The organism is Chryseobacterium sp. CS3K3.1 (genome assembly GCF_059515165.1).
Map to the genome: position 1 here is coordinate 24,430 of NZ_JCAKRV010000029.1, position 21,433 is coordinate 45,862.

The following is a 21,433-nucleotide window of genomic DNA, read 5'->3' on the forward strand; positions in this document are numbered from 1 at the left end:
AAAACTTAGATTTTTATAAAACTTAAGTGCACTTCTTATATCCAAAGTATAGCTTAAAAACTTTTGTGACTTTTATAGTTTATATCAACCTCGATAAAAATTAAAACCGGCTCATAAGAACCGGTTTCAAATCTAAAAAAAGGTATAGTAAAAAAAATAAAAAGCTTAAGGAATCTGGATAGCGTTCTGAACTTCAAATTCTTCTGAAGCTGAGAATTCATTTCCATACATGTCTACAGCTTTCACCTCAACTTTGTGTTTTCCTAATGCTAATTTCTTAGGAAAATCTGCTTCCCAGATATGTTTTGACATTTCAGGATTAGAAGGTCTTCTTCCCGGAAGAATTTTCTCTGTAGAATCCCATTTGAAAACAGAAAGAGCAAAATTCGGGTCGATGGTTTCATCATATGTCATTTCTTCCCATTTTCCACCGTCTATTCTGTATTCTACTTTGTCTTTTTTGCTTCCCATGAAGAAATTGGCCAGTACTTTGGCAGAAGTTCTTGAGGAAGGAATTACTTTCGGAACATATAATTTGATCTGATAATCTTCCGGTTTTCCGGCAGTTCTGTATTTCACTTTATACTGATTGTCTGTAAAGCTGATAAAAGAATATCCTTTTGCCGTTCCGTCTCTCATGGTTGAGGTAGGAAGTCCGGCATCATCCGGTGTTCCTGAATACCAGTCGCCGCAGGTAGTTCCTACGTTATATTCGTGCAGTTCTTTGATTCCGTTCCAGCCTGCTTTTTTGCCGTAGAAAATCTGCTGCTGGATATGGGTATGTGCTGATAAAAGCAATACATTCTGGAAAGGATTTAAGAAATCAAATAACTTCTGACGGTCGGCATTTCTAAAATTGTCTTCATTGTTATGTTCCAACGGAATATGGAAAGAAATGACGATCAGTTTGTTCTTATCAACCAGTTTCAGATCGTTTTCAATAAACTGAAGCTGGTCTTCACGGAATCCGCCCCAATATCCTTTACCGTCTCTCGGATCCGGGTAAAGAATATCATCCAGAATGATGAAATGTACATTACCATAGTTGAAAGCGTAATTGGCCGGACCAAAGTTCGATTCAAATGTTTCATCGGAAAGCTTGTCTTCTTTTGCATCATAATTCATATCATGATTTCCCATCACATTATACCAAGGCAGTCCAACTTCTTTCATAACGTCTGCATAAGGTTTCTGAAGGCTTAGATTATCACCTACCAAATCTCCCAGACTGATTCCCAGTACTGCATTTTTCTTAGTATTTTTCACTTCGTTTACGATTCCTCTTTTGAAGTAATCCAGTTCTTTTTCTGTGTAAGGCTGAGGATCACCGAAAACAAGGATGTCAAAATTTTTGTTCTCGTTTTGCTTATAGAGCGGGAAGTTCAGTTCTTTGGGAAGTTCTCCTGTGGGCGCAACTCCTTTGTATTTAAACTCTGCCGGAGACCCTTTTGGTTTATGATGATAATAAAACTGTGGAAGATTGTTTGCATTTAAAGCAGTCTGATATCCTGAAGGTTTGATAACAAAAACAGTCTGATCTTCCTGAACCGGAAGGCTGTATCTTCCGTTTTTATCGGTAATAACTACCTGAACCCCATTAGAAACGGCTACTCCTTCAATTCCTTTTTCGCGGTTTTCTTTCTTTTGATTTTTGTTACTGTCTTCGAATACATATCCGGCAACAGAAGCCTGTGAGAAGGCCATTGCTGAAACCAGCATGCAAGGCATAATACATTTTATATTGATACTCATAATTTTTTAAATCTTTAAATTATTTTTAAATCTTTCAATTGAAATTACTATTTATTCCACCACATTTTCACATTGATATTATCTCCACCCATGGATTGTACGGCTGCATCATAGTTATCCGCATTCATTACTTTTGTAGCGGTAGGATACATGAATCTCACAGGCATCTGTCCGCCGTTCTGAAGTCCGCCGTTATTTGGAAGTACCGGAAGTTTCGTACGTCTGTACTCATACCATTGCTGATGATCAACAAAAAACAGGGAAATGTATTTCTGAAGCATAATTTTTTCCAGAGAACCGTCATACGCCACTTTAGGATTACTGAAGTAATTGGCAGGAACTGTTGCTCCCCACTGTTCAATAATAGATTTCACCCCGGTTTCGTAATAGGTCTGCTGATTTCCTGCAATAATTCCTTTATTAACCAATTCTGCCAGGATAAACTGTACTTCAGAATAGGTCATGATTAAAATCTTTAAAGGTGCTTTCGCCAGGTTCTGGTTCAGGTTGGAAGGCTGATAGTTGAAAGATGTTCCCAACGCATATCCTGATGGAGCTCCTTTATAACCAAGATCTTCTCCTGATGTTGCTTTAGCTTTTGTGAAAAACATACTCAGTCTTGGATCATTGTTATCTTTCATGGCATTCACAAAGAATTCACCTGCTGCCCTGTACGCTGTAAAATCCTGTGGACGGGCGATCGGCGGTAAGTAAGGAGATATTCCGGAAAGTGGCAGAACTGCGCTGTCTGTATTGTTCTGGAAAATTGGGTATTGTGCCGGATTGTTGATAATTTCCTGAATTCTTTCATACACATTCACTTCTCCGTTCCGGCTTAAAATTCTGGTCAGTAATCTTAATGACAGGGAGTTACAGAATTTTTTCCATCCTAAAATTCCGGTCTGACTATTTGTATTGGCGTTATAAAACAGATCTGTTTCCGTTAATGCCTGATTAGTATTGAATAACGAGTTGGCTGTTTTCAGGTCATTTAACAGCTGGATATAGACATCTTTCTGCTTATCATATTTTGGTTTTAAAATATTTTCTTCAACTCTTAATGCTTCAGATAAAGGGATATCCCCAAAAGCATCAGTAAGATTGGAAGCAATCCATGCGTTCAGGACCATTGAAATAGCCAGATAATTATTATTTTGTTCTTTTGTTGCATATTTTCTAAGATCGCTTACCTGCTTAAGCCATCTGTAAGAAGTATTCCAGTATCCGTTACCACTTTTTTCATCCATATAATATCTGCTGTAGGAATTTCCTTCATTGGGAAAATCTAAAGCGACCTGCATGATATCAAAGGTGAAATCATCTGCCCTGTTATAGCCATAACTTCCCATTTCATACTGGATCGGAGCGAGAAGACTGCCAACTGAAGGGTCTTTCACTTTACTGGTATCTGTATTCATTTCATCAAAGGTTCTGTCACAGGATTGAAGCATGAAAACAGAAACTACCAATGTCAGATGTATGATTATTTTTTTCATTTTTAAAATTTTAGAATTTAAGATTTAACTGAAAACCAACTGTTCTTGCTGTCGGAAGCTGTCCCATTTCCACTCCCGGAGTGATGGTTGCATTGTCCAGTGTAGCCACTTCAGGGTCAAACATCGGGAACTTGGTCCACATCCATAAGTTCTTTCCGAAAATGGCAATGGTAAGATCATCCAGACCTATAGATTTTATGGTTTCTTTCGGGAAGGAATAGGCAATTCTTGCGTCTCTCAGCTTAATAAAATCTGTGCTGAAGCTGTTGGTCTCCACATTGGCTCTCCTGTAATAATCTCCGTAATAAGAAGATACCAGTACTCCTTTTGTGTTGGGACTGAAGGAGCCATCAGGGTTCTGAACTACTCCGTCTCCTACAATCATTCCGCCAGGGTTGTCTCTTCCCGGAAGGGTCGATTTCAGCTTACCTTGTTCAGACATTTTATGATGTGACTGAGAATATGCAATACCACCATACTGACCGTCAAATGAGAAACTGATCGTAAAGTTTTTGATTTTGAAATCATTCTGAAGACCGGCTCTCCATTTCGGAAACGCATTTCCCACTTTTTCAATATCTGCGGGTCTTGCAGGAAGCCCGTTGTCTCCGTAAATTACTTTTCCGTCCGGGTTTCTTAATAATTTAAATCCATACATATCTCCCAACGAACCTCCTACTTCCATTTTATAGAATACTACATCTCCTACGTTGGAAACAATGCCATCAAAGCCTTCAGGTAAGGTCATCACCCTGTTTTCGTTCGTAGACCAGTTTCCACCTACTTTCCATGAGAAATCTTTGCCTTTTACAGCTAAGATATCGGCAGAAAGTTCAAGACCTCTGTTTCGGATTTTTCCCGCATTAATGATCCTTTTGGAATATCCTGCTTCGGTGGGTAACGATACAGGGATAATCTGGTTTTCACTGAAATTCTGATAGGCAGTAAGATTCAGGTTCAATCTGTTTTTGAAAAGGCTGAAATCCATACCGGCTTCTATATTGGTATTTTTCTCAGGTTTAAGGGTAGGATTATTAAAAGTGGTAGGTGCTACTACACTTCCTGTAATGTTGCTTGCTGTATAATAATTGTCCAAAAGATAAGGATCACTGTCAATCCCTACTTTTGCCCATGAAGCTCTCAGTTTCCACAAGTTCAGATTATTGCTTTTCAGATTAAAAATATCTGATAAAATGAAACTGGTACTCACCGAAGGATAAAAGAAAGATCTGTTTTGCTTCGGAAGCGTAGAGCTCCAGTCGTTTCTTCCGGTAATGTCTACAAATACTTTATTGTCATATCCCAAGGTAAGCAAACCGTAAACACTGTCTACATGTTTATCTCTGGGTGCCGGATATTTAACCGGAATAGAAAGTGCGTTGGTAAGGCTGTATTCTCCTGCTGTTTTCAGTCCGATGGCCTGATAATCATTAAGCAGGTATTCATTATAACGGATACTTCCCCCTGCTGACGCTGAAATGCTGAATTTATTCCAGTCTGCTTTGTAAGAGAATAGAAGGTCGTTATTATATTCCTGGTTTTTGATAAACTGCTCTCTATAGAAACCTTTCAGGTAATTGGCAGAACTCCATGGTCTTTTGGTCGTTCTTTTTTCGTTCAGGATTTCAATTCCTGACCTCAACATTAAGCTGAAATTTTTATTAAACTGATAATCTGCCGTGATATTCCCTGTAATGGTCTTCTTTCTGACTCCATTCAGCATTTCGTAAGCAATCATATAAGGATTGTCTATGTAAGAACTGAACGGATGGATCTGATCAACCTGTTCCTGCCCCGGCTTCCAGATCGGCTTATACCACTCCAGATCTACATTGGGATTCTGGAAGATCATGAAATAGGAAATCGACTGATTGTTGTATCCCGTCGCAGGAAGGTTGTCACTGGTAGTAGTGTTATAAGCAAATTTTGTTGATATTTTTAATTTTTGGGTAAGCTGATGGGCAAATGACAACGCAAAATTGAATCTGTCGAAGCCTGTATTCGGCATCATCCATTCGTTATTAAGATAGGTAAGTGAAGATCTGAAGCTGGTTTTCTCATTGGAGCTTTCTACTGAGATACTGTTCGAGTAAGTAGAACCTGTTCTCCAGAAACCTTTAATATTATTTTCATAAGGTCTCCATAATTGTCTTTCCTTGCTCTGTCCCATTACATTAGGATCGTATTGGAAATAATATTGTCCGGCAAATTTTGGTCCGAAAGCACTACTTGTACCACCTGTACTTGGCCCGTCCGGGGAAAGGCCATAAGAGTAGTAAAAGTTTCCTGCTGTATTGGTGGCCAGTGTTCCTTGTCCGTATTCGTATTGCCAGTCCGGCCATTTCAAGACGGAATCAAAGCTTGAGGAAGAATTGAAAGTTACTCTTAGTTTTCCGTTTTTTGTTTTTCCGGATTTTGTGGTGATCATTAAAGCTCCGTTGGCAGCGCGTGATCCGTATAGTGCGGCTGCGGAAGCTCCTTTCAATACCGTTACGGATTCAATATCATCCGGATTGATGCTGTTCAATCCATTTCCAAGATCGATGGGAACATCACCTCCGGAACCAGCTCCATAGGCTGCTGTACCGGAACCTGTGGTGGAATTTCCCAATGGCACTCCATCCACTACAATAAGAGCATAGTTGTGATCCATCATAATGGATTTTTCCCCTCTCAAAGTAATTCTGGAAGTTCCCAACGGCCCTGCTCCGGCGGTCTGGATTTTAAGGCCTGCCACTTTCCCTTCCATGGATTGCGCCCAGTTGTTGTTCTGGGTTTCCTCAAATGTTTTGGCATCTACTTTTTCGGCAACATACCCTAAAGCTCTGTCGTGCCTCTTGATTCCCAAAGCAGTTACAACTACTTCATCAATTCCTTTAATGGTATCCTTTTTAGTTTTCTGCTGAGCTGCCAGATTGACACTGACGAATCCTAACAGCGACAAAACCAACAGTTTTTGTGTCTCTTTACGCATTTCCTTTTTGTTTGCGCAAAATTAGAACGACATTACCAGGATGATCTTAACATGACTTTAACGTTTCTTAAAAATTTATTAAACCATATGTTAATCAAGTCTTAACAACAATATTTAAACAACTAATAAACAAACACTTAAGCAATTAAGTATTTTTAATACGGTGGTAAGGCTGTATTTATGTATCTTTATTGTCTTGCTTTGAGATAATACCACGCAATACATATAATCAACTGATTTAAAACATATTAAAAACCATCGATTTTCAATATCTCTTTTTAATCTCTGAAGTAATTACTGGATAATTCTTAAAAATGAAAAGTCTGCCTCTTTAAAAAGGGGCAGACTTTGTAATTTGTTTATTATTGGGCATTGTTGTAAACCACCTCGTCAAAAATTCTTTGATTTTTTGACACTCCTCCGGCGGAGGTCCTTCAGTTGTTATATTTCTGAAGATTTTAAATCTATTTATTCTTCAACTGATCAGGAATATTGGTTGTTACGAACCCGATTCCCTGTTTTTTCAATTCTTCGTAAACAGCAACGTCATTTACGGTCCATGAATTGGTAATTAATCCTAATGCTTTTGCATCGGCAATCCAGGTAGGGTTTTTCTGGAAGACACTGTAGTGGTAATCCATTCCGTCTAATCCTTCTTGTTTGATCTGCTCAGGAGACAACTCACCGTTCAGATACTGAACTTTAAAGGCAGGAGCCAGTTTTTTGATCTCTTTGCAGATATTAAGACTGAAAGAAATAAATTCACTTTGAGATTCCAGCTTCATATCTTTAATCATTTTGATCGTTTTCTCTGTGATTTCATTTTCTATTTCCGGAGTTTTCGCTGGCTTGATCTCAACGATCAGCTTCAGAGATTTGTCTTTTTTCCCCTGCTTCAAATAATCTTTTAAGGTCGGGAATTTTTCTCCGTTGGATAATTTCAATGCTTCCAGTTCTTTGAAAGGAGTTTCTGAAATTTCCATTTTACCATGGTGTTCATCATGATTGATCACCAATACACCGTCTTTTGTCATTCTTACATCAAATTCCGACCCATATATTTTTAATTTCTGGGCATTTTCCAATGATTGAATTGAATTCTCTGTTGTTGGAGGCTGAGCCTGGAAATATCCTCTATGGGCAATAATCTGGGTTTGTGCTTTCATCATAACTGTACTTAAAACTGCTAACCCTAAGATAAAATTTTTCATAATATAATTTTAAATTATTAAAATAAAGTCGTGAAACTTCCTGATAAAGGTAGTTATTACAAAATAAAAACCAAAAAGACATAAAAGATTTACTGATTAAAGCTAAGTGAGATTTACCATAGCCGGCTCAATTTCTTTTATGTCTTCAGTGGTTAAGAAAGGTAAAAGTTAGAAACTGTATTTCGCACCGATCTGGATCTGGTAAGGATTTCCTGTCAGAGGAACCAAACCGCCTCCACTTACGTTTTTGGTGTATTCGTACTGCATCGTATCTTTATTAAACTTCGTCACTTTATACAGAGAAGTATTTCCGTATGATTTGTTTACACCCCATTCTTTGTTCAGAAGGTTGGCTACATTAAAAATATCTACGGAAAGTTCGAAAGCTCCCACTTTATCGAATTTAATTTTCTTGGCAACACGTACGTCCCAAACACCGTAGAAACCGTTTTTACCACCATTACGTTCTGCAATTTTTCCGTTGTATTCAGTGATATAATCTTTCAGAGCCTGTCCTACCTGTGGATCATCCAAAATAGATTGGGTAAGATTCGGGAAGATAAAAGCAAGGTCGTTGGAATCTACGAAGTCTCCGTTGATATTTCCCCCTGTTGTTGCAGAGAAACGGGTTCCTCCAATCCCTGAGTATCTGATTCCTAAAGTAAATCCTGCAATCGTAGGCGAGTTACCATAAATAACGACTTTATTACGGAACTGGTTGTCTGAATACGTCATTCTTAAATCTCTCGGATCACTCTGAATCATCGTAGACAATGTTGCAGAGTTCGCTACGTTTCCGTTGTATGAAGTATTGTCTTTGATATCAGACCATGTATAACTTGCGGTGATTTCCCCATCTTTCCAGTAACGGTAACTTGTATCCAATACGAATGAGAACTGGTTTACTTTACCATCACTTACCAATTCCAGTACTCTTCCGAAATTATTATTGATTCTTCCCTGTTTCCAGTCGAAACTTACACTGTTATTGGCATTATTGGTAATAGCTCCTGTAGGGATAAATACTCCTCTTCCGCCTTCATTAGCCAGTGTAAAGAAAGGATTGGCCACCATGTTTCTGTCGTAATAATAGTAATTGTTTCTACCTAAAGCCATATATCCTGCAATTCCTGCTCTGAACCTTTCATTGAAGAAGTGGGTATAAGAAATATTGGCTTTATAAACGATCGGGATCTTTGCATCCTTACCGGTATAGTTGATCGTTGGAATCTGCTTCTGAGAAAGTGACGGAACCGTATTGTAATCATCTCTATAGCTGTTGAAATCCGGGAACGGAACATCTTTACCCGTTACATCCACAGTAGCCAGATGCTTTCCGTCAAATACAAGGTTGTTGATGATCATATAATTGTTGATATCGGAAGAGAAAATTCCGGCACCGAACTTCAGGAAGTCTTTATTTCCTTCATTGATGTTCCAGTCAAACTGGAATCTTGGCTGGATGACAAATGATTTGATCTGATTATCGGTTCTGATTCCCATTTCATCAAACAGTTTCTGGTTGAATTCTGCTTTCGGATAACCACTGTAATCTAATCTCAAACCAGCCATTAAATCAAGTCCTTTAGCTACTTTGGTCTGGAATTGCCCATAGAGACCGATGTTCCAGATATTTGACCTGACAGACGGATCGGCCACCAAAGGAACTTCTCTATAGAATCGGTAAGGTGTCATGGTCTCAAAATTGCTCATTCCCTGGAAATGGAATCTTCCGTTCACCTCACTTCCGTATACCGATTTTGCTGTTGTATACATAAGATCTGCCCCAAACGTATATTTTACCTTATCTGTATTATAGTATAGGTTATCTACGATCTGGAACACATTATTTCTGAAGCTTTCCTGAGCAAAGCGGTGTCCGCCGATCTGAATATTCGTAGATCCCGCACTTGAAGAGACTCCTTCAACAATAGCTCTCGGTACAGGTTTTCCTAATTGGTTGTTCTGGTAACTGTCCTGGAAAGTATAAAGATACTGCGCCTTTAATTCGTTGGTTAAGTTAGGTCTCAGATTTGATCTTAAAGTCAATAATAAACTGTTATCAAGGTTTTTGTCATTTCCGTACGACTCAAAAAAATTGATATTGGTATTATCACCTAATCCGTTTTTGTTAAGATCGTAAGTAAAGTTATTTCTGAGGGTTAATAAGTTCTTTTCATTGATCTGCCAGTCTAGACGTAAGAAACCGGCATCAGAGTTTCTCACTTTATCAAAAGTTCCGAATTGCGGGCTGCTTCCTACTCCATATTTTGCTCTTGCAATATCCAGAAACTGATTAAGGGTCTGCGTGGTTGTGTTGAACCTCTTCTCATCATCCGGAGATTTGATATCAGCAATCACTAAAGGTCTTGAATCCAGCTGATGATCCCATGCTACGAAGAAATGTAATTTATTTTTAATGATTGGTCCGCCTAATGAAAACCCGAACTGGGAAGTGGAGAAATCATTATTTCTTTTGTTTCCTCTGATATCATAAGGGCTGGAAAGCCAGTTTGTTCTTAAATATTCCCAGGCACTTCCGGAAAATTTATTGGTTCCTGATTTGGTAACAGCACTTACTGTCCCTCCTCCACTTCTTCCCAATGTAACATCATATTGGTTGGTAGTGATTTTGAATTCACGGACCGCTTCAATGGAGATGGAGAATGGTGCACCGCTTCGGCTCGTTGTTGATCCTGCAGAAGTAGGATTTTTTGCTGTCATCCCGTCAATCGTAAAGTTGGTGGAAGATCCAAGCTGACCGGAAAGGTTTCCTCCTTTTCCACTTAACGGAGATAGTTCCGTAAGATTGGTGAAGTTTCGTCCGTTCACCGGAAGCATGCTGATGTTTTTCGCAGAAATTGCGGTAGCTGCTCCCAGGTTTCCGATCTTATTTTTAAGGTTTCCTGTAATTTTTACTTCCTCAATTGTCTTTTCGTTCCCCAGATCCATATTCACGGTCACCTGATCTCCGAAGTTGACATTATAACCTTCTTTTTTATCGTCATTCACAATGACCGTGTAAGGCCCTCCAAGAGGAATTTCCTTAAAAATATATTCCCCTTTTGAGTTGGTTTCCGTTTCCGTTCTGAATCCTGTAGACTCATTCACGATCGTTACTTTCACTTTTTCCTGAGCCGTACTTCCCGGTCCGGTAACTTTCCCTACAATAGAAGCCTGCGTGGTCTGTGCATAAGCCATTGTCCCAAGCCCTAAAAACAATAATCCCAGTACAATCTTTACTTTTTTCATTTCTTCCGAAGATCTATATTATTAATTTTTTGATGTTAGCCCGGAAACCTCTTTGATTTTCACAATGATAGATCATTCAGAGGTTTCTTTCAATCAGATGTGCAAAGGTATTTTGACTTTAAGAGCGGGGTGTTTAAGAAAGTTTTAACATTCTTTTAATTAAATCAGAACGTTATGTTAAATTACTTTAAACACGTGTTTTATTTTCTGTAAAACCAGTAGGTTAACACATATTAAGCATTTTTAATTTTCCCGTACTATTTTATTCTGTTATTTTTTAAATGCAATTACTTTAGTTATTTTTGCTCAAAAGATAGAAACCCAATGTCTGAAAACATTCAACAAAAGATAGAACAGCTCCGCAAAGAGCTTCACCAGCATAACGAAAACTACTACCAACTGGATACTCCTACCATTACAGATTATGAATTTGACATGCTTCTGGAGGAGCTACAGGATCTGGAGGCCAGATACCCGGAGTTTTATGATGAAAATTCTCCTACAGTTCGTGTAGGTGGTGGTGTTACCAAGGTCTTCCCCACGATTCAGCATAAATTCAGAATGTATTCTCTGGACAATTCCTATGATTTTGACGATCTGGAAGACTGGGAAAAACGAATCATCAAAACGATTGAAGATCCTGTAGAATTTGTTGCTGAGCTGAAGTATGATGGTGCATCAATTTCTATCCTTTATGAAAACGGAAAACTGTCTCAGGCGGTTACCCGTGGTGATGGTTTCCAGGGTGATGAGATTACCCCGAATGTAAGAACCATTTCAGATATTCCTCTGACTTTAAAAGGGGATTTCCCAACTCATTTTTTCATGCGTGGCGAAATTTATCTGACCAGAAAAAACTTTGATAAAATCAATAAACTTCGTGAGGAAGAAGGCCTTGATCCCTTCATGAATCCAAGAAATACGGCCAGCGGAAGTCTGAAAATGCAGGACAGCGCTGAGGTAAGAAAGCGTGGACTTTCTTCCGTATTATACCAGTTTATTTCTGATGAAGTTCCTGCGGAAACTCATTGGGAACTGCTTCAGAAAGCTCAGAGCTGGGGCTTCAAAACCTCCCAGCAGGCCAAATTATGTAAAACGATGGCCGAGGTACAGGAGTTTATCACTTTCTGGGACACAGAACGTCATAATCTGCCATTTGAAATTGATGGTATTGTTTTAAAGGTCAACTCATTACAACAACAGAGACAACTTGGCTATACGGCCAAATCTCCGCGTTGGGCTATGGCTTATAAATTTAAAGCAGAAAAAGTAGAAACAGAACTTCAAAGTGTCTCTTATCAGGTGGGAAGAACGGGAGCTATTACTCCAGTTGCTAATCTTAAACCTGTTTTACTGGCCGGAACCATTGTGAAAAGAGCTTCTCTGCACAATGAAGATATCATCAAAAAGCTGGATCTTCATGAACATGATTTCGTGTATGTAGAAAAAGGAGGTGAAATTATTCCGAAAATCGTAGGGGTAAACACAGATAAAAGAACGGAAGAAAGCAAAGAAATTGAATATATCAAACATTGCCCTGAATGTGGCACTGAACTGGTAAAAATTGAGGATCAGGCCATCCATTTCTGCCCGAACGAGCTTCACTGCCCGCCACAGGTAGTAGGAAGAATGATTCACTATGTTTCCAGAAAAGCGTTGAATATTGACAACCTTGGAAGTGAAACGATTGAACAGCTGTACAGAGAAAAACTGATTGAAAATCCTGCTGACTTCTATGTTTTAACAAAAGAACAGCTTCTTCCCCTGGAAAGAATGGCTGAAAAATCTGCCCAGAATATCATCACAGGAATTGAAAAATCCAAAGAGATTCCTTTTGAAAAGGTATTGTATGGGATCGGGATTAAGCATGTGGGCGAAACAGTGGCTAAGAAACTGGTTAAAAACTTCCCGACTATTGAAGAACTGAAAAATGCTACTGTAGAAGAGCTTTGTCAGGTAGAAGACATCGGAGCTAAAATTGCAGTAAGTATTGTCGATTTCTTCCAGAATTCTGAAAACCTGTTGATGATCGAGCGCTTAAAATCTTACGGAGTACAGCTTGAAAAAGGAGAAAGTACCAATGAGGTTCTATCCAATGTTCTGGAAGGAAAAACGTTCCTGTTCACCGGAAAATTGTCATTATTCACCAGAGAATCTGCAGAAGAAATGGTAGAAAAGCATGGCGGAAAAAATATTTCTGCAGTTTCAAAAAACCTCAACTATCTTGTAGTAGGTGAAAAAGCAGGAAGTAAGCTGAAAAAAGCTCAGGATATCGGAACAATTGAAATCCTGGATGAGCAGCAGTTTCTGGATTTGATTGAGAAACAGTAATAAAATCAAAATAATATTAAATAAACCATTAAGATATTGTCTTAATGGTTTATTTTTGCAATCAATTCTATAAAAGAATAAAAAAAATAACAAACTAATCCATGAAAAAAATCTACTTAATCATTTTGATGATTCTGTTTGCACAGTTTCAGGCTCAGACGTTAAATGTCGATACCTATTTGAAAACAAAATTGTTTACGTACGGAGCAACAAGGGATTCTACTGGAAACGTTATTACTCTGGATACAAATAATGATGGACAGATTCAACTATCGGAAGCTTCGCTGGTTTATAAAATAAATCTATCTGATCTTTCAAATGCTATTACAGGTTTATCCGTACTTACTGAATTTCCGAATTTAACTGAGCTAAAACTAACAAATCCTGATATATCCTCTAATCTGATTTTCAGTAATTATACTAACCTTCAAAAAATAATTTTTTCAGGCGGAACAGTAGGTAACGTAACGATTGAAAACTGCAATGCTATAAATACCGCACAATTTGGCAGCGCGGGAAACGTTATAAATATCCAGAACACTTCGCTACAAGAAATTTCTGTTTCCAACATTAGTGGGTTTAATATTTCCGGACTTCCTAATCTTACAAAATTATCATTGGAGAATTCAGCGATGACTTCTTTAAATTTAAGTAATCTCCCTGCGTTGGAAGAAGTAAATGTTAGTGAAAACCAATTTCTAACAAGTATTAATTTTGCAGGAGATACAGCTTTGAAAAAACTAGAATTATTTCGTAATAAACTAAGCAGTCTTTCGATTCCTAATCCTTCTTTAGTAAACTATTTAAGTATAAGCTTCAATCTTTTCCAGACTTTTGACGTAACCCCTTATACCGGATTGGTAATGTTTCTTGCTAACGACAACCAAATCACAAGTCTGGACTTTAGTTCAAGCCCTCTGATTGGAATGCTTTATATTTACAATAATCAGCTTACCACATTAACACTTAATAATAATCCAATTTTAGGTTATTTGTATGCTAATAATAATCATATAACCAATATTGCATTTGATCAGGCAAAAGGCTTAAAAGGTATTCAGGTAATGAATAATTCGCTTACGAATATTGATCTATCAAAGCAGACTATTCTGGATATTGCTGATCTTGATAATAATCTTACTTTACAGACTTTAAATCTTAAAAACGGAAAGCATAATTATCTTGGCATTGGATTTTCAAATACACCACAGCTGCAATATGTATGCACTGACCCTATAGAAACTGACTATGTAATATCGCAATTAGCATCCTATAATCAACCCAATGCTGTTGTAAATTCTTATTGTTCTTTCACACCAGGAGGCTCTTCTTATTTTATCCTTCAGGGTAAAACAAGATATGACATGAACACAAATGGATGCGACATTAATGACATGATAAAACCTTTTCAAAAATTCAATATTTTAGGGCAAAACATGGCCATTTCAAATGCGTTCGGATCTTATTCTTTCCCTCTGACATACGGAACTAACACTATCTCTCCTGTGTTGGAAAATCCTTCTTATTTTAATATTACGCCCCCTTCATTCACTACCAATTTCCCAACACAGGTAAGTCCTTATACACAGAACTTTTGTTTAACAGCGAATGGTACCCATAATGATCTGGAGATTGTTATAATTCCTATGCAGGCAGCAGTTCCGGGATTTGTTACTCAATATAAAATCTTTTATAAAAATAAAGGAACAGGAACACAATCCGGAAATATAGCTTTTAATTTTGATCATACCCGAATGGGCTATCAGTCTGCAACGACATCTCCAAGCTCTCAATCTTCCGGAACAATGAACTGGAATTTCACGAATCTTCTTCCTTTTGAAACCAAAGAAATTACTGTAACGATGAAATTAAATACACCAACACAGGCTCCACCGCTAAATGGAGGTGATATTTTACATTACACCGCACAAATCAATGGAGCTACAGACGAAACACCTGCTGACAATACCTTCACATTGAACCAAACGGTTGTTAATTCTTTTGACCCGAATGATAAGACTTGTCTTGAAGGAACTACTATTGCGCAAACCCAGGTGGGAGACTATGTACATTACCTGATCAGATTTGAAAATACAGGAACAGCCAATGCACAGAACATTGTGGTAAAAGATGAAATTGACATTACTAAATTTGATATTTCTTCCCTGGTAGCGTTAAACGGAAGCCACAATTTTGTGACAAGAATTACCAATCCGAATACCGTAGAATTCATCTTTGAAAACATCCAACTCCCTTTTGATGATGCCAATAATGACGGATATGTTTCATTTAAGATTAAAACAAAATCGACCTTAAATATCGGGAACAGCTTCAGTAATACAGCCAAAATCTATTTCGATTACAACCATCCGATTATTACCAATACTTATACGACAAGCGTTCAAAATGTATTGGCAACAGCAGAAATTGATAAGGAAAACCAGAGTATTTCTGTTTATCCTAATCCTGCAAAAGATGTTTTAAATATCAGATCCAAGCAGGAAATCATCAAAGCTGAAATCTATGATGCGACTGGAAGAATTATCAGCTCATTAAGTGTAACAGGAAACTCAATTTCTGTTTCTGAACTTTCTAAAGGAAACTATATTCTAAAAGCTTTCACCAAGGACAAAGTACTTGTACAGAAGTTTATTAAGGATTAAATTTATAAAATGAATAACAAAGAAGGCTGTGAAATCTATCACAGCCTTCTTTGTTATTAAGAATCAATATTTGCAGCTATCTTCGGAATATATATAATCTTGTTTACTTAAAAACAATAATAGTATACGGAGCGTTTTCTCCTGATTTTGGCAGAATCATCCTGATATGTTCCTTATTCTTGTAGTAATCTACATAAAGCTCTTTGGTGATAATCTTTCCTTTCTCAGTTTCCTTATATCCTGCTGCTAATATCAGTTTAAGATACTGCTCATATTCTTTTTTGTCCCTAAACTCAAACTCGATTCTGTCTTCAGATTTTTCTTCTTTATATTCAAACTTTCCGATTTTCGAGCTATAGTCTGGAGTTTCATATTCGGTTAAAAGGAAGCTTAAGCCATCTGTTCTGTCATAAAATTTGAACTGAAGCTGTTTCATTTCCTTTTTAAACTCATCCATCGTAAGTTTGTTGAAACTGTTAAGCTGTTCTAATGTGAATGTCTGTGCAGAGACCTGAATACTCAATACAACTGAAAATAATAAGAGCCCTAAAGCTTTTCTCATTGTTATTTTTATCACAAATATAAGAATAACGGTTTATGCTTCATGCTTCTTTAAGTAACGCTTTCCGGAACAGTAAAATTTCTTCCTTGTTTAATCCTTTCAAAGAAATTGTGCGTTTTGTATTGGCCATCCAGTCAGGATAAAGAATCAGTTCTACATGATTGTCATATATATGAAATTCTCTCAGAACTTCCGGGTTTCTTGTATTTCTTCGATCTGATCCAAATCTCAGATTAATACACTTACCGGGAACAATGTAAAAATCTTTAGGAAACAAAAACATAGAATTCTGATTCATGAAAATTTCAAAACTGCACCATTGAAATCTTTTACTATAGCGAAGACCTCCTTTAGTTACTGAAACAATGGTACCATTGATATTTTTAAAAACTACCGCATCCGGCTGTTTATATTTTTCGATAATTTTATTTTTCTGGCTATAAAAGAAAATTCTTGAAATGATAAAAAATACTACACCTGCCAATGGCAAATAGAAAAAAGGATCCATGAATTTAAAAGGATAGAATTACAAATTTTTAAATAAGAAAAATCAAATATTTTCTTATTCAAAGATATAACAATAACTCTTATGAAACCGGCAGTCTGAAATAAAACGTACTTCCATTATTCAGGGAACTCTTCACTCCTATTTCTCCATGCTGTTTCTCAATAAAATTCTTTGAAATTGCCAAGCCTAAGCCAGTTCCATTCTGATGTTCGCCGGGAACCTGGAAATAGCGGTCAAAGATCTGGCGGTGGTATTTTTCATCTATCCCGCTTCCGGTATCAATAATACTGAACTGAATGAATGAATCCAGCTTTTCTACTACAATCTTAATATTTTCGTCCTGAAAAGAGTGCTTTACCGCGTTAGTCAGGAAATTATTCATCACCCAGACGGTTTTATCAAAATCTGCAGTCACTGCATCATTGTCTTCGAGAAAATATTCTGTGCTGATGGAAATGTTTTTCTGCTCGGCAAGCTTTTCAACATTCTTTACAGCAGTCTGTACAATTTCTTTGGGGGAACATTTTTCTACGGTCAGTCTGATATTTCCGGATTCTACCTGGGAAAGATTAAGCAATTCTCCTGTGATATCCAATAAACGCTGTCCGTCTTCATTGATGCTCTTCAACAATTCCTGCTGCTGCTCGTTCAGTTCTCCGAACTTTTGGTTTCCAAGAAGCTGAACACCCATTTTGATCGCAGAAATCGGAGTTTTCAGTTCATGGGAAATGGTCGCAATAAAATTGGTTTTGGCAAAATCCAGTTCTTTAAAAGGGGTAATATTTCTTAGCAGGATTACCTTTCCGATATTCTTTTTTTCTTTTTCCCCTGTTTTTACAATATTGATCGGTATAATATCCTGTTCGAAATAATTTTCCTTGTTATCACGGACAATCTTAATCGGATCTTTTACCGGATGGTCGATATTTTTCAGCAGTTCACGCATCAGATCATTATTGATGGCTACTTCATGAGCCGTTTTTCCAATAATATCTTCTTTATGGAGATTGGTGATCTTTAAAGCTTCATCATTGATCATATAGATAAAATGATTCTCATCCAGACCAATCACGGCATCATGCATATTGTTAACCAGCGTTTCGATCCGTTTTTTATCCATCAGCTGCTTGGAAAGCGTGCTGCTTTCGTACTCCTGAAGCTTTTCCGCCATACTGTTGAAGGAGTCTGCCAGACTGTTGAATTCTTCACTTCCTTTAAAATGAACCCTCTCACTATAGTTTTTATCGGCAATCTGTTTAATACTGAAGGTCAATTGATTGATAGGCTCTGCGATGGTTTGTGGTAAATTGAAAAGCAGGATAAAAGCAATCAGAAAACATACGGTTCCTAAACTTACGATCCAAAAAGTGGCATTTTCTGCTGTAATAATCGCAATATCACTTTTTCGTTCTATCCCTTTCATATTCAAAGACATGATCTTCGAAAGATCTTCACGGATAAGCTTTTCTTTATGGATATCGGGAGCTTTAAGGTAGCTGTTGAAATGGAGATTCAGATTCTGCGTGGCTTCTTTTTCTCCAAATTCTGTAAGGTTCTTTTCCTGAAGCTTATTATTTTTTCGAAAATCTGCTATGGCAACGGTACTGTCTGTACTGATATTATCCAACGCCAAAAGCATATTTTTGGAAAATTCCAGGCTGTTGTAATTGGCCGTAAGGATCTTTTCAGTATCGGATTTTAATTTATTGATGTATACAGAACCTATCACTGAAAGCAGAACGATCAGTAGAAATAAAAGGCCCACGCCTAAGGTAAGTTTCGTTTTAAGTTTCATTACTTTTAAGATAAAATAATAATATCTATCTGTCTTTCATTCAGCCTGTTCATAAGGGTATAGATCCAGCTGTACCCCAACATTCGCTGCCAGAAACTGGCATGGGGCTTTCCAATGCAGACCGTCGTGATATTATGGGCAATTACATATTCCAGAATTCCGTTGTGAACACTGCTTTCTTTGATGCGGACTACTTTGGCGCCTAATTCCTGTGCTAAATTAAAATTATTAATTAAATACCGCTGTTTATCCAATGCAATTTTTTCCGGATTTTCAGAAGGCTTCTGAACGTACAAAACAGTCCATGGACTGTTATAATAGCTGGCTAATCTGGCGGTTTTACGAATAATTGTTTTGGCAATTTTCTCATTGCTGCTGATGCAGGCCAGGAATTTTATGGGCTTAAAATTTTCGGTTTTGATCTCTGTTTCCACCTTTCTTTCCACGTGGGTGGCCACTTCTTTTAAAGCCAGCTCACGAAGCTGGAGAATATGTCCGCTCTGGAAGAAATTACTCAGTGCCGTCTGAATTTTTTCTTTTTTATAGATTTTCCCTTCTTTCAATCGGGTCAGCAGCTCATCTGCGGTAAGGTCAATATTCACGACTTCATCCGCCAATGCAAGAATTTTATCCGGAACCCGCTCTGTTACTTCTACTCCGGTAATTTTCTTTACCTCTTCATTCAGGCTTTCGATATGCTGGATATTCATGGCACTGATGACGTTGATTCCGTTATCAAGAATTTCCAGCACATCCTGCCATCTTTTTTTATTTTTGGAACCTTCTACGTTGGTATGGGCAAGTTCGTCCACTAACACTACTTCAGGATGTTCATTGATAATGGCCTGAAGATCCATCTCCTCAAGGTTCTTTCCTTTATAAAAAACTGATTTCCTTTCAATTTGAGGAATTCCTTCTACAAGAGCTTCAGTTTCTTCACGGCCATGCGTTTCAATATAGCCAATCTTTACATCAATGCCATTTCGCAAAAGGGAATGAGCTTCCTGAAGCATACGGAAACTTTTTCCTACCCCTGCACTCATCCCGATATAAATTTTGAATTTTCCTTTACGGGATTTTTGAATCAGTTCTAAAAAATCTTTTGCTGATGACATTGATTTTATTCTTTTTAATTTTACTTTAAGCACTTTCCTGTGGCTAAATTCTTTTTTAAAACCAAACCGCTAAGCTTGACGTTATAAAGAAATTTCCTTTTTTAAATTCATCATTTTTAGCAAAAATGGCGTCTTTTGAAGTAAAACCTCGCGCTTCTGTACGGAAAACTACATTTTTGAAAACAGCATAATCTACATTAAGAGAATATCCGAAAGTTTGAAATCCATTAGGCGTATCTGTGCTGATGATCACCCCATTTTTATCATTATAATATTCCAGTCTTCCCGCTAATGCCCATTTGCTGTCCAATTGATATTTCATCTGAACATTCGGGCTATACCAGATATTATACTGCTCGCTTCCTTTTGATTTCTGCTCAGCACCGATATCAAATCCCAATATAGCAGAAAACTGATCCGTTATCTGAAAGCTTCCATACAAATCATGGAAGTAACGCATCCTTTTGTCCTCTTTTGCTTTATCATTCCCTATGAATGAGCTGCTGTTCAGGGTAATTTTATCAGTTGGTTTATAGGTTACCTGGTGACCAAAAGAAATACTCTGATTTCCCTCAGCCTTTGCGATACGCTGCCATCCGTTCAATACCAATCCACTTAAAAACCATTTCCCATTATCTGAAGTGTAGGAAATTTTGGCTCCGGTTTCAAAATACGGAGAGTTCTCTGCAGCTAAGCTTCTTGTCAGGTTCACATTATCCTTTCCTATGGCACTTTCCCATCCAATATGGGAAGGCATAATCCCCGCATCAATCCATAAGTTTTTATTCTTTGATAGTCTGATTCCTACATTGGCTTCATTCACGTACCGTAATGCATTTTGTTCTGCTGCCATATTATCCTGGGCATAGGTTCCGGCCATTAAAGCTACATTAGCACGGATATTTTCGCTCTGATAATTGGCTTTAACCAATCCCAGGTTAAGGTTCATTTCATTGTGCCTGTTATAGGAATACAAAAAGTTTTGACGAATATGATTTCCAGGCTCATTAAAATCATAGGTATAAAAGAGTTCTGCATAAGCGGAAAATGTCACTTTATTACTTGTTTTTAATGAATCTGATGATTGTGCTTTGGCTAAAAACAGCCCTGATAGTGCACTTATAACTAGATATTTTTTCACTTTAGTTGTATGGTGTATGAATCATGTCAAGGTTTAAAACCTAGACATGATTATCGGTTATTAAATTTATTATTTTAATTGATCCAAAGCAATGTTAAGCTTCAGAACATTTATTTTTGTGGGTCCGAAAAGTCCTAACAACGGCTTTTCCGTTTGATTATTAATTAAGCTTTTAACTTGCTCTTCTGAAATATTTCTCACTTTTGCAATTCTTTTTGCCTGGTATAAAGCTCCTTCTACAGAAATATCCGGATCCAGTCCGCTTCCACTTGCGGTAACAAGCTCTACAGGAACTTTTGCATTACCCATTTCAGGGTTATCCATTTTCAAAGTATCAATTCTTTTCTGTACAATTTCCAGATATTCTTTATTGCTTGGGCCTTTATTGCTTCCTCCGCTTCCTGCTGCGTTATAATTGACTGAAGAAGGACGGCCGTGGAAATATTTTTCAGATTTGAATTCCTGTCCGATATTGGCATAAAACTTCTGCCCTTTGTTGTAAATAACTTCTCCGTTTCCTTTGTTAGGAAGTATTTTAGAACCTCCATAAACCACTGCCAGATAAAGACCTGTAACGATCAACATGACAAGAGTTAATCTGAATGCTGAAACAATATGATTTTTCATTTTTTA

At 37.5% G+C, this 21,433-nt stretch carries 13 protein-coding genes; 2 read left to right on the forward strand and 11 right to left on the reverse strand.

Going from position 1 to position 21,433, the window contains the following annotated elements:
- Positions 1 to 165: 165 nt before the first annotated feature.
- The 5 genes from AC5YGI_RS21060 to AC5YGI_RS21080 all read right to left on the reverse strand — a co-directional run bounded on the left by AC5YGI_RS21060 (position 166) and on the right by AC5YGI_RS21080 (position 10,685).
- Entirely contained in the window at positions 166 to 1,728 is a 1,563-nt protein-coding gene (locus AC5YGI_RS21060) for a calcineurin-like phosphoesterase C-terminal domain-containing protein (RefSeq protein WP_496169689.1), read from the reverse strand.
- A 71-nt stretch (positions 1,729 to 1,799) separates the two neighbouring features.
- Positions 1,800 to 3,248, reverse strand: coding sequence for a SusD/RagB family nutrient-binding outer membrane lipoprotein (locus tag AC5YGI_RS21065; protein ID WP_496169669.1), 1,449 nt, complete (start codon positions 3,246 to 3,248; stop codon positions 1,800 to 1,802).
- A gap of 10 nt (positions 3,249 to 3,258) precedes the next feature.
- Complete coding sequence (locus tag AC5YGI_RS21070; protein ID WP_496169671.1) at positions 3,259 to 6,222, reverse strand: SusC/RagA family TonB-linked outer membrane protein; 2,964 nt, start codon at positions 6,220 to 6,222, stop codon at positions 3,259 to 3,261.
- Positions 6,223 to 6,686: 464 nt separating this feature from the next.
- The gene (locus AC5YGI_RS21075; RefSeq protein ID WP_446106566.1) at positions 6,687 to 7,433 is read right to left on the reverse strand and encodes a glycerophosphodiester phosphodiesterase family protein; all 747 of its coding nucleotides are present in this window, start codon (positions 7,431 to 7,433) and stop codon (positions 6,687 to 6,689) included.
- A gap of 168 nt (positions 7,434 to 7,601) precedes the next feature.
- Entirely contained in the window at positions 7,602 to 10,685 is a 3,084-nt protein-coding gene (locus tag AC5YGI_RS21080) for a TonB-dependent receptor (RefSeq protein WP_496169675.1), read from the reverse strand.
- 324 nt (positions 10,686 to 11,009) lie between these two features.
- Between AC5YGI_RS21080 and ligA the strand changes: the two genes are divergently transcribed.
- Both ligA and AC5YGI_RS21090 read left to right on the forward strand, forming a co-directional pair.
- On the forward strand, positions 11,010 to 13,016 hold the full coding sequence (gene ligA, locus AC5YGI_RS21085; protein ID WP_496169677.1) for an NAD-dependent DNA ligase LigA: 2,007 nt from the start codon (positions 11,010 to 11,012) through the stop codon (positions 13,014 to 13,016).
- A gap of 101 nt (positions 13,017 to 13,117) precedes the next feature.
- Complete coding sequence (locus tag AC5YGI_RS21090) at positions 13,118 to 15,679, forward strand: DUF7619 domain-containing protein (protein WP_454512130.1); 2,562 nt, start codon at positions 13,118 to 13,120, stop codon at positions 15,677 to 15,679.
- A 103-nt stretch (positions 15,680 to 15,782) separates the two neighbouring features.
- Here AC5YGI_RS21090 and AC5YGI_RS21095 read toward each other — a convergent pair whose 3' ends face one another.
- The 6 genes from AC5YGI_RS21095 to kdpC all read right to left on the reverse strand — a co-directional run bounded on the left by AC5YGI_RS21095 (position 15,783) and on the right by kdpC (position 21,427).
- Positions 15,783 to 16,241 carry a hypothetical protein gene (locus tag AC5YGI_RS21095; protein WP_330745474.1) on the reverse strand — a complete coding sequence of 153 codons (459 nt, stop codon included), beginning with the start codon at positions 16,239 to 16,241 and terminating at the stop codon, positions 15,783 to 15,785.
- Between the two features lie 40 nt (positions 16,242 to 16,281).
- Entirely contained in the window at positions 16,282 to 16,749 is a 468-nt protein-coding gene (locus AC5YGI_RS21100; protein ID WP_330745473.1) for a hypothetical protein, read from the reverse strand.
- A gap of 79 nt (positions 16,750 to 16,828) precedes the next feature.
- Entirely contained in the window at positions 16,829 to 18,544 is a 1,716-nt protein-coding gene (locus tag AC5YGI_RS21105) for an ATP-binding protein (protein WP_330745472.1), read from the reverse strand.
- Positions 18,545 to 18,549: 5 nt separating this feature from the next.
- A complete protein-coding gene (locus AC5YGI_RS21110) occupies positions 18,550 to 19,659 on the reverse strand; it encodes a histidine kinase (RefSeq protein WP_110011850.1) in 1,110 nt (369 codons plus the stop codon).
- A gap of 55 nt (positions 19,660 to 19,714) precedes the next feature.
- Positions 19,715 to 20,800 (reverse strand): porin, encoded by a 1,086-nt coding sequence (locus AC5YGI_RS21115; protein WP_496169679.1) that lies wholly within the window; start codon positions 20,798 to 20,800, stop codon positions 19,715 to 19,717.
- Between the two features lie 69 nt (positions 20,801 to 20,869).
- Entirely contained in the window at positions 20,870 to 21,427 is a 558-nt protein-coding gene (kdpC, locus tag AC5YGI_RS21120; protein ID WP_496169681.1) for a potassium-transporting ATPase subunit KdpC, read from the reverse strand.
- Positions 21,428 to 21,433 lie beyond the last annotated feature (6 nt).

Bases quoted from the DNA above. Each gene is read 5' to 3' on its own strand.
- AC5YGI_RS21110 (WP_110011850.1), bottom strand. From the start codon at position 19,659: ATGTCATCAGCAAAAGATTTTTTAGAACTGATTCAAAAATCCCGTAAA.
- AC5YGI_RS21070 (WP_496169671.1), bottom strand. From the start codon at position 6,222: ATGCGTAAAGAGACACAAAAACTGTTGGTTTTGTCGCTGTTAGGATTC.
- AC5YGI_RS21095 (WP_330745474.1), bottom strand. From the start codon at position 16,241: ATGAGAAAAGCTTTAGGGCTCTTATTATTTTCAGTTGTATTGAGTATT.
- AC5YGI_RS21080 (WP_496169675.1), bottom strand. From the start codon at position 10,685: ATGAAAAAAGTAAAGATTGTACTGGGATTATTGTTTTTAGGGCTTGGG.
- AC5YGI_RS21105 (WP_330745472.1), bottom strand. From the start codon at position 18,544: ATGAAACTTAAAACGAAACTTACCTTAGGCGTGGGCCTTTTATTTCTA.
- AC5YGI_RS21090 (WP_454512130.1), top strand. From the start codon at position 13,118: ATGAAAAAAATCTACTTAATCATTTTGATGATTCTGTTTGCACAGTTT.
- AC5YGI_RS21100 (WP_330745473.1), bottom strand. From the start codon at position 16,749: ATGGATCCTTTTTTCTATTTGCCATTGGCAGGTGTAGTATTTTTTATC.
- kdpC (WP_496169681.1), bottom strand. From the start codon at position 21,427: ATGAAAAATCATATTGTTTCAGCATTCAGATTAACTCTTGTCATGTTG.
- AC5YGI_RS21065 (WP_496169669.1), bottom strand. From the start codon at position 3,248: ATGAAAAAAATAATCATACATCTGACATTGGTAGTTTCTGTTTTCATG.
- ligA (WP_496169677.1), top strand. From the start codon at position 11,010: ATGTCTGAAAACATTCAACAAAAGATAGAACAGCTCCGCAAAGAGCTT.
- AC5YGI_RS21075 (WP_446106566.1), bottom strand. From the start codon at position 7,433: ATGAAAAATTTTATCTTAGGGTTAGCAGTTTTAAGTACAGTTATGATG.
- AC5YGI_RS21060 (WP_496169689.1), bottom strand. From the start codon at position 1,728: ATGCCTTGCATGCTGGTTTCAGCAATGGCCTTCTCACAGGCTTCTGTT.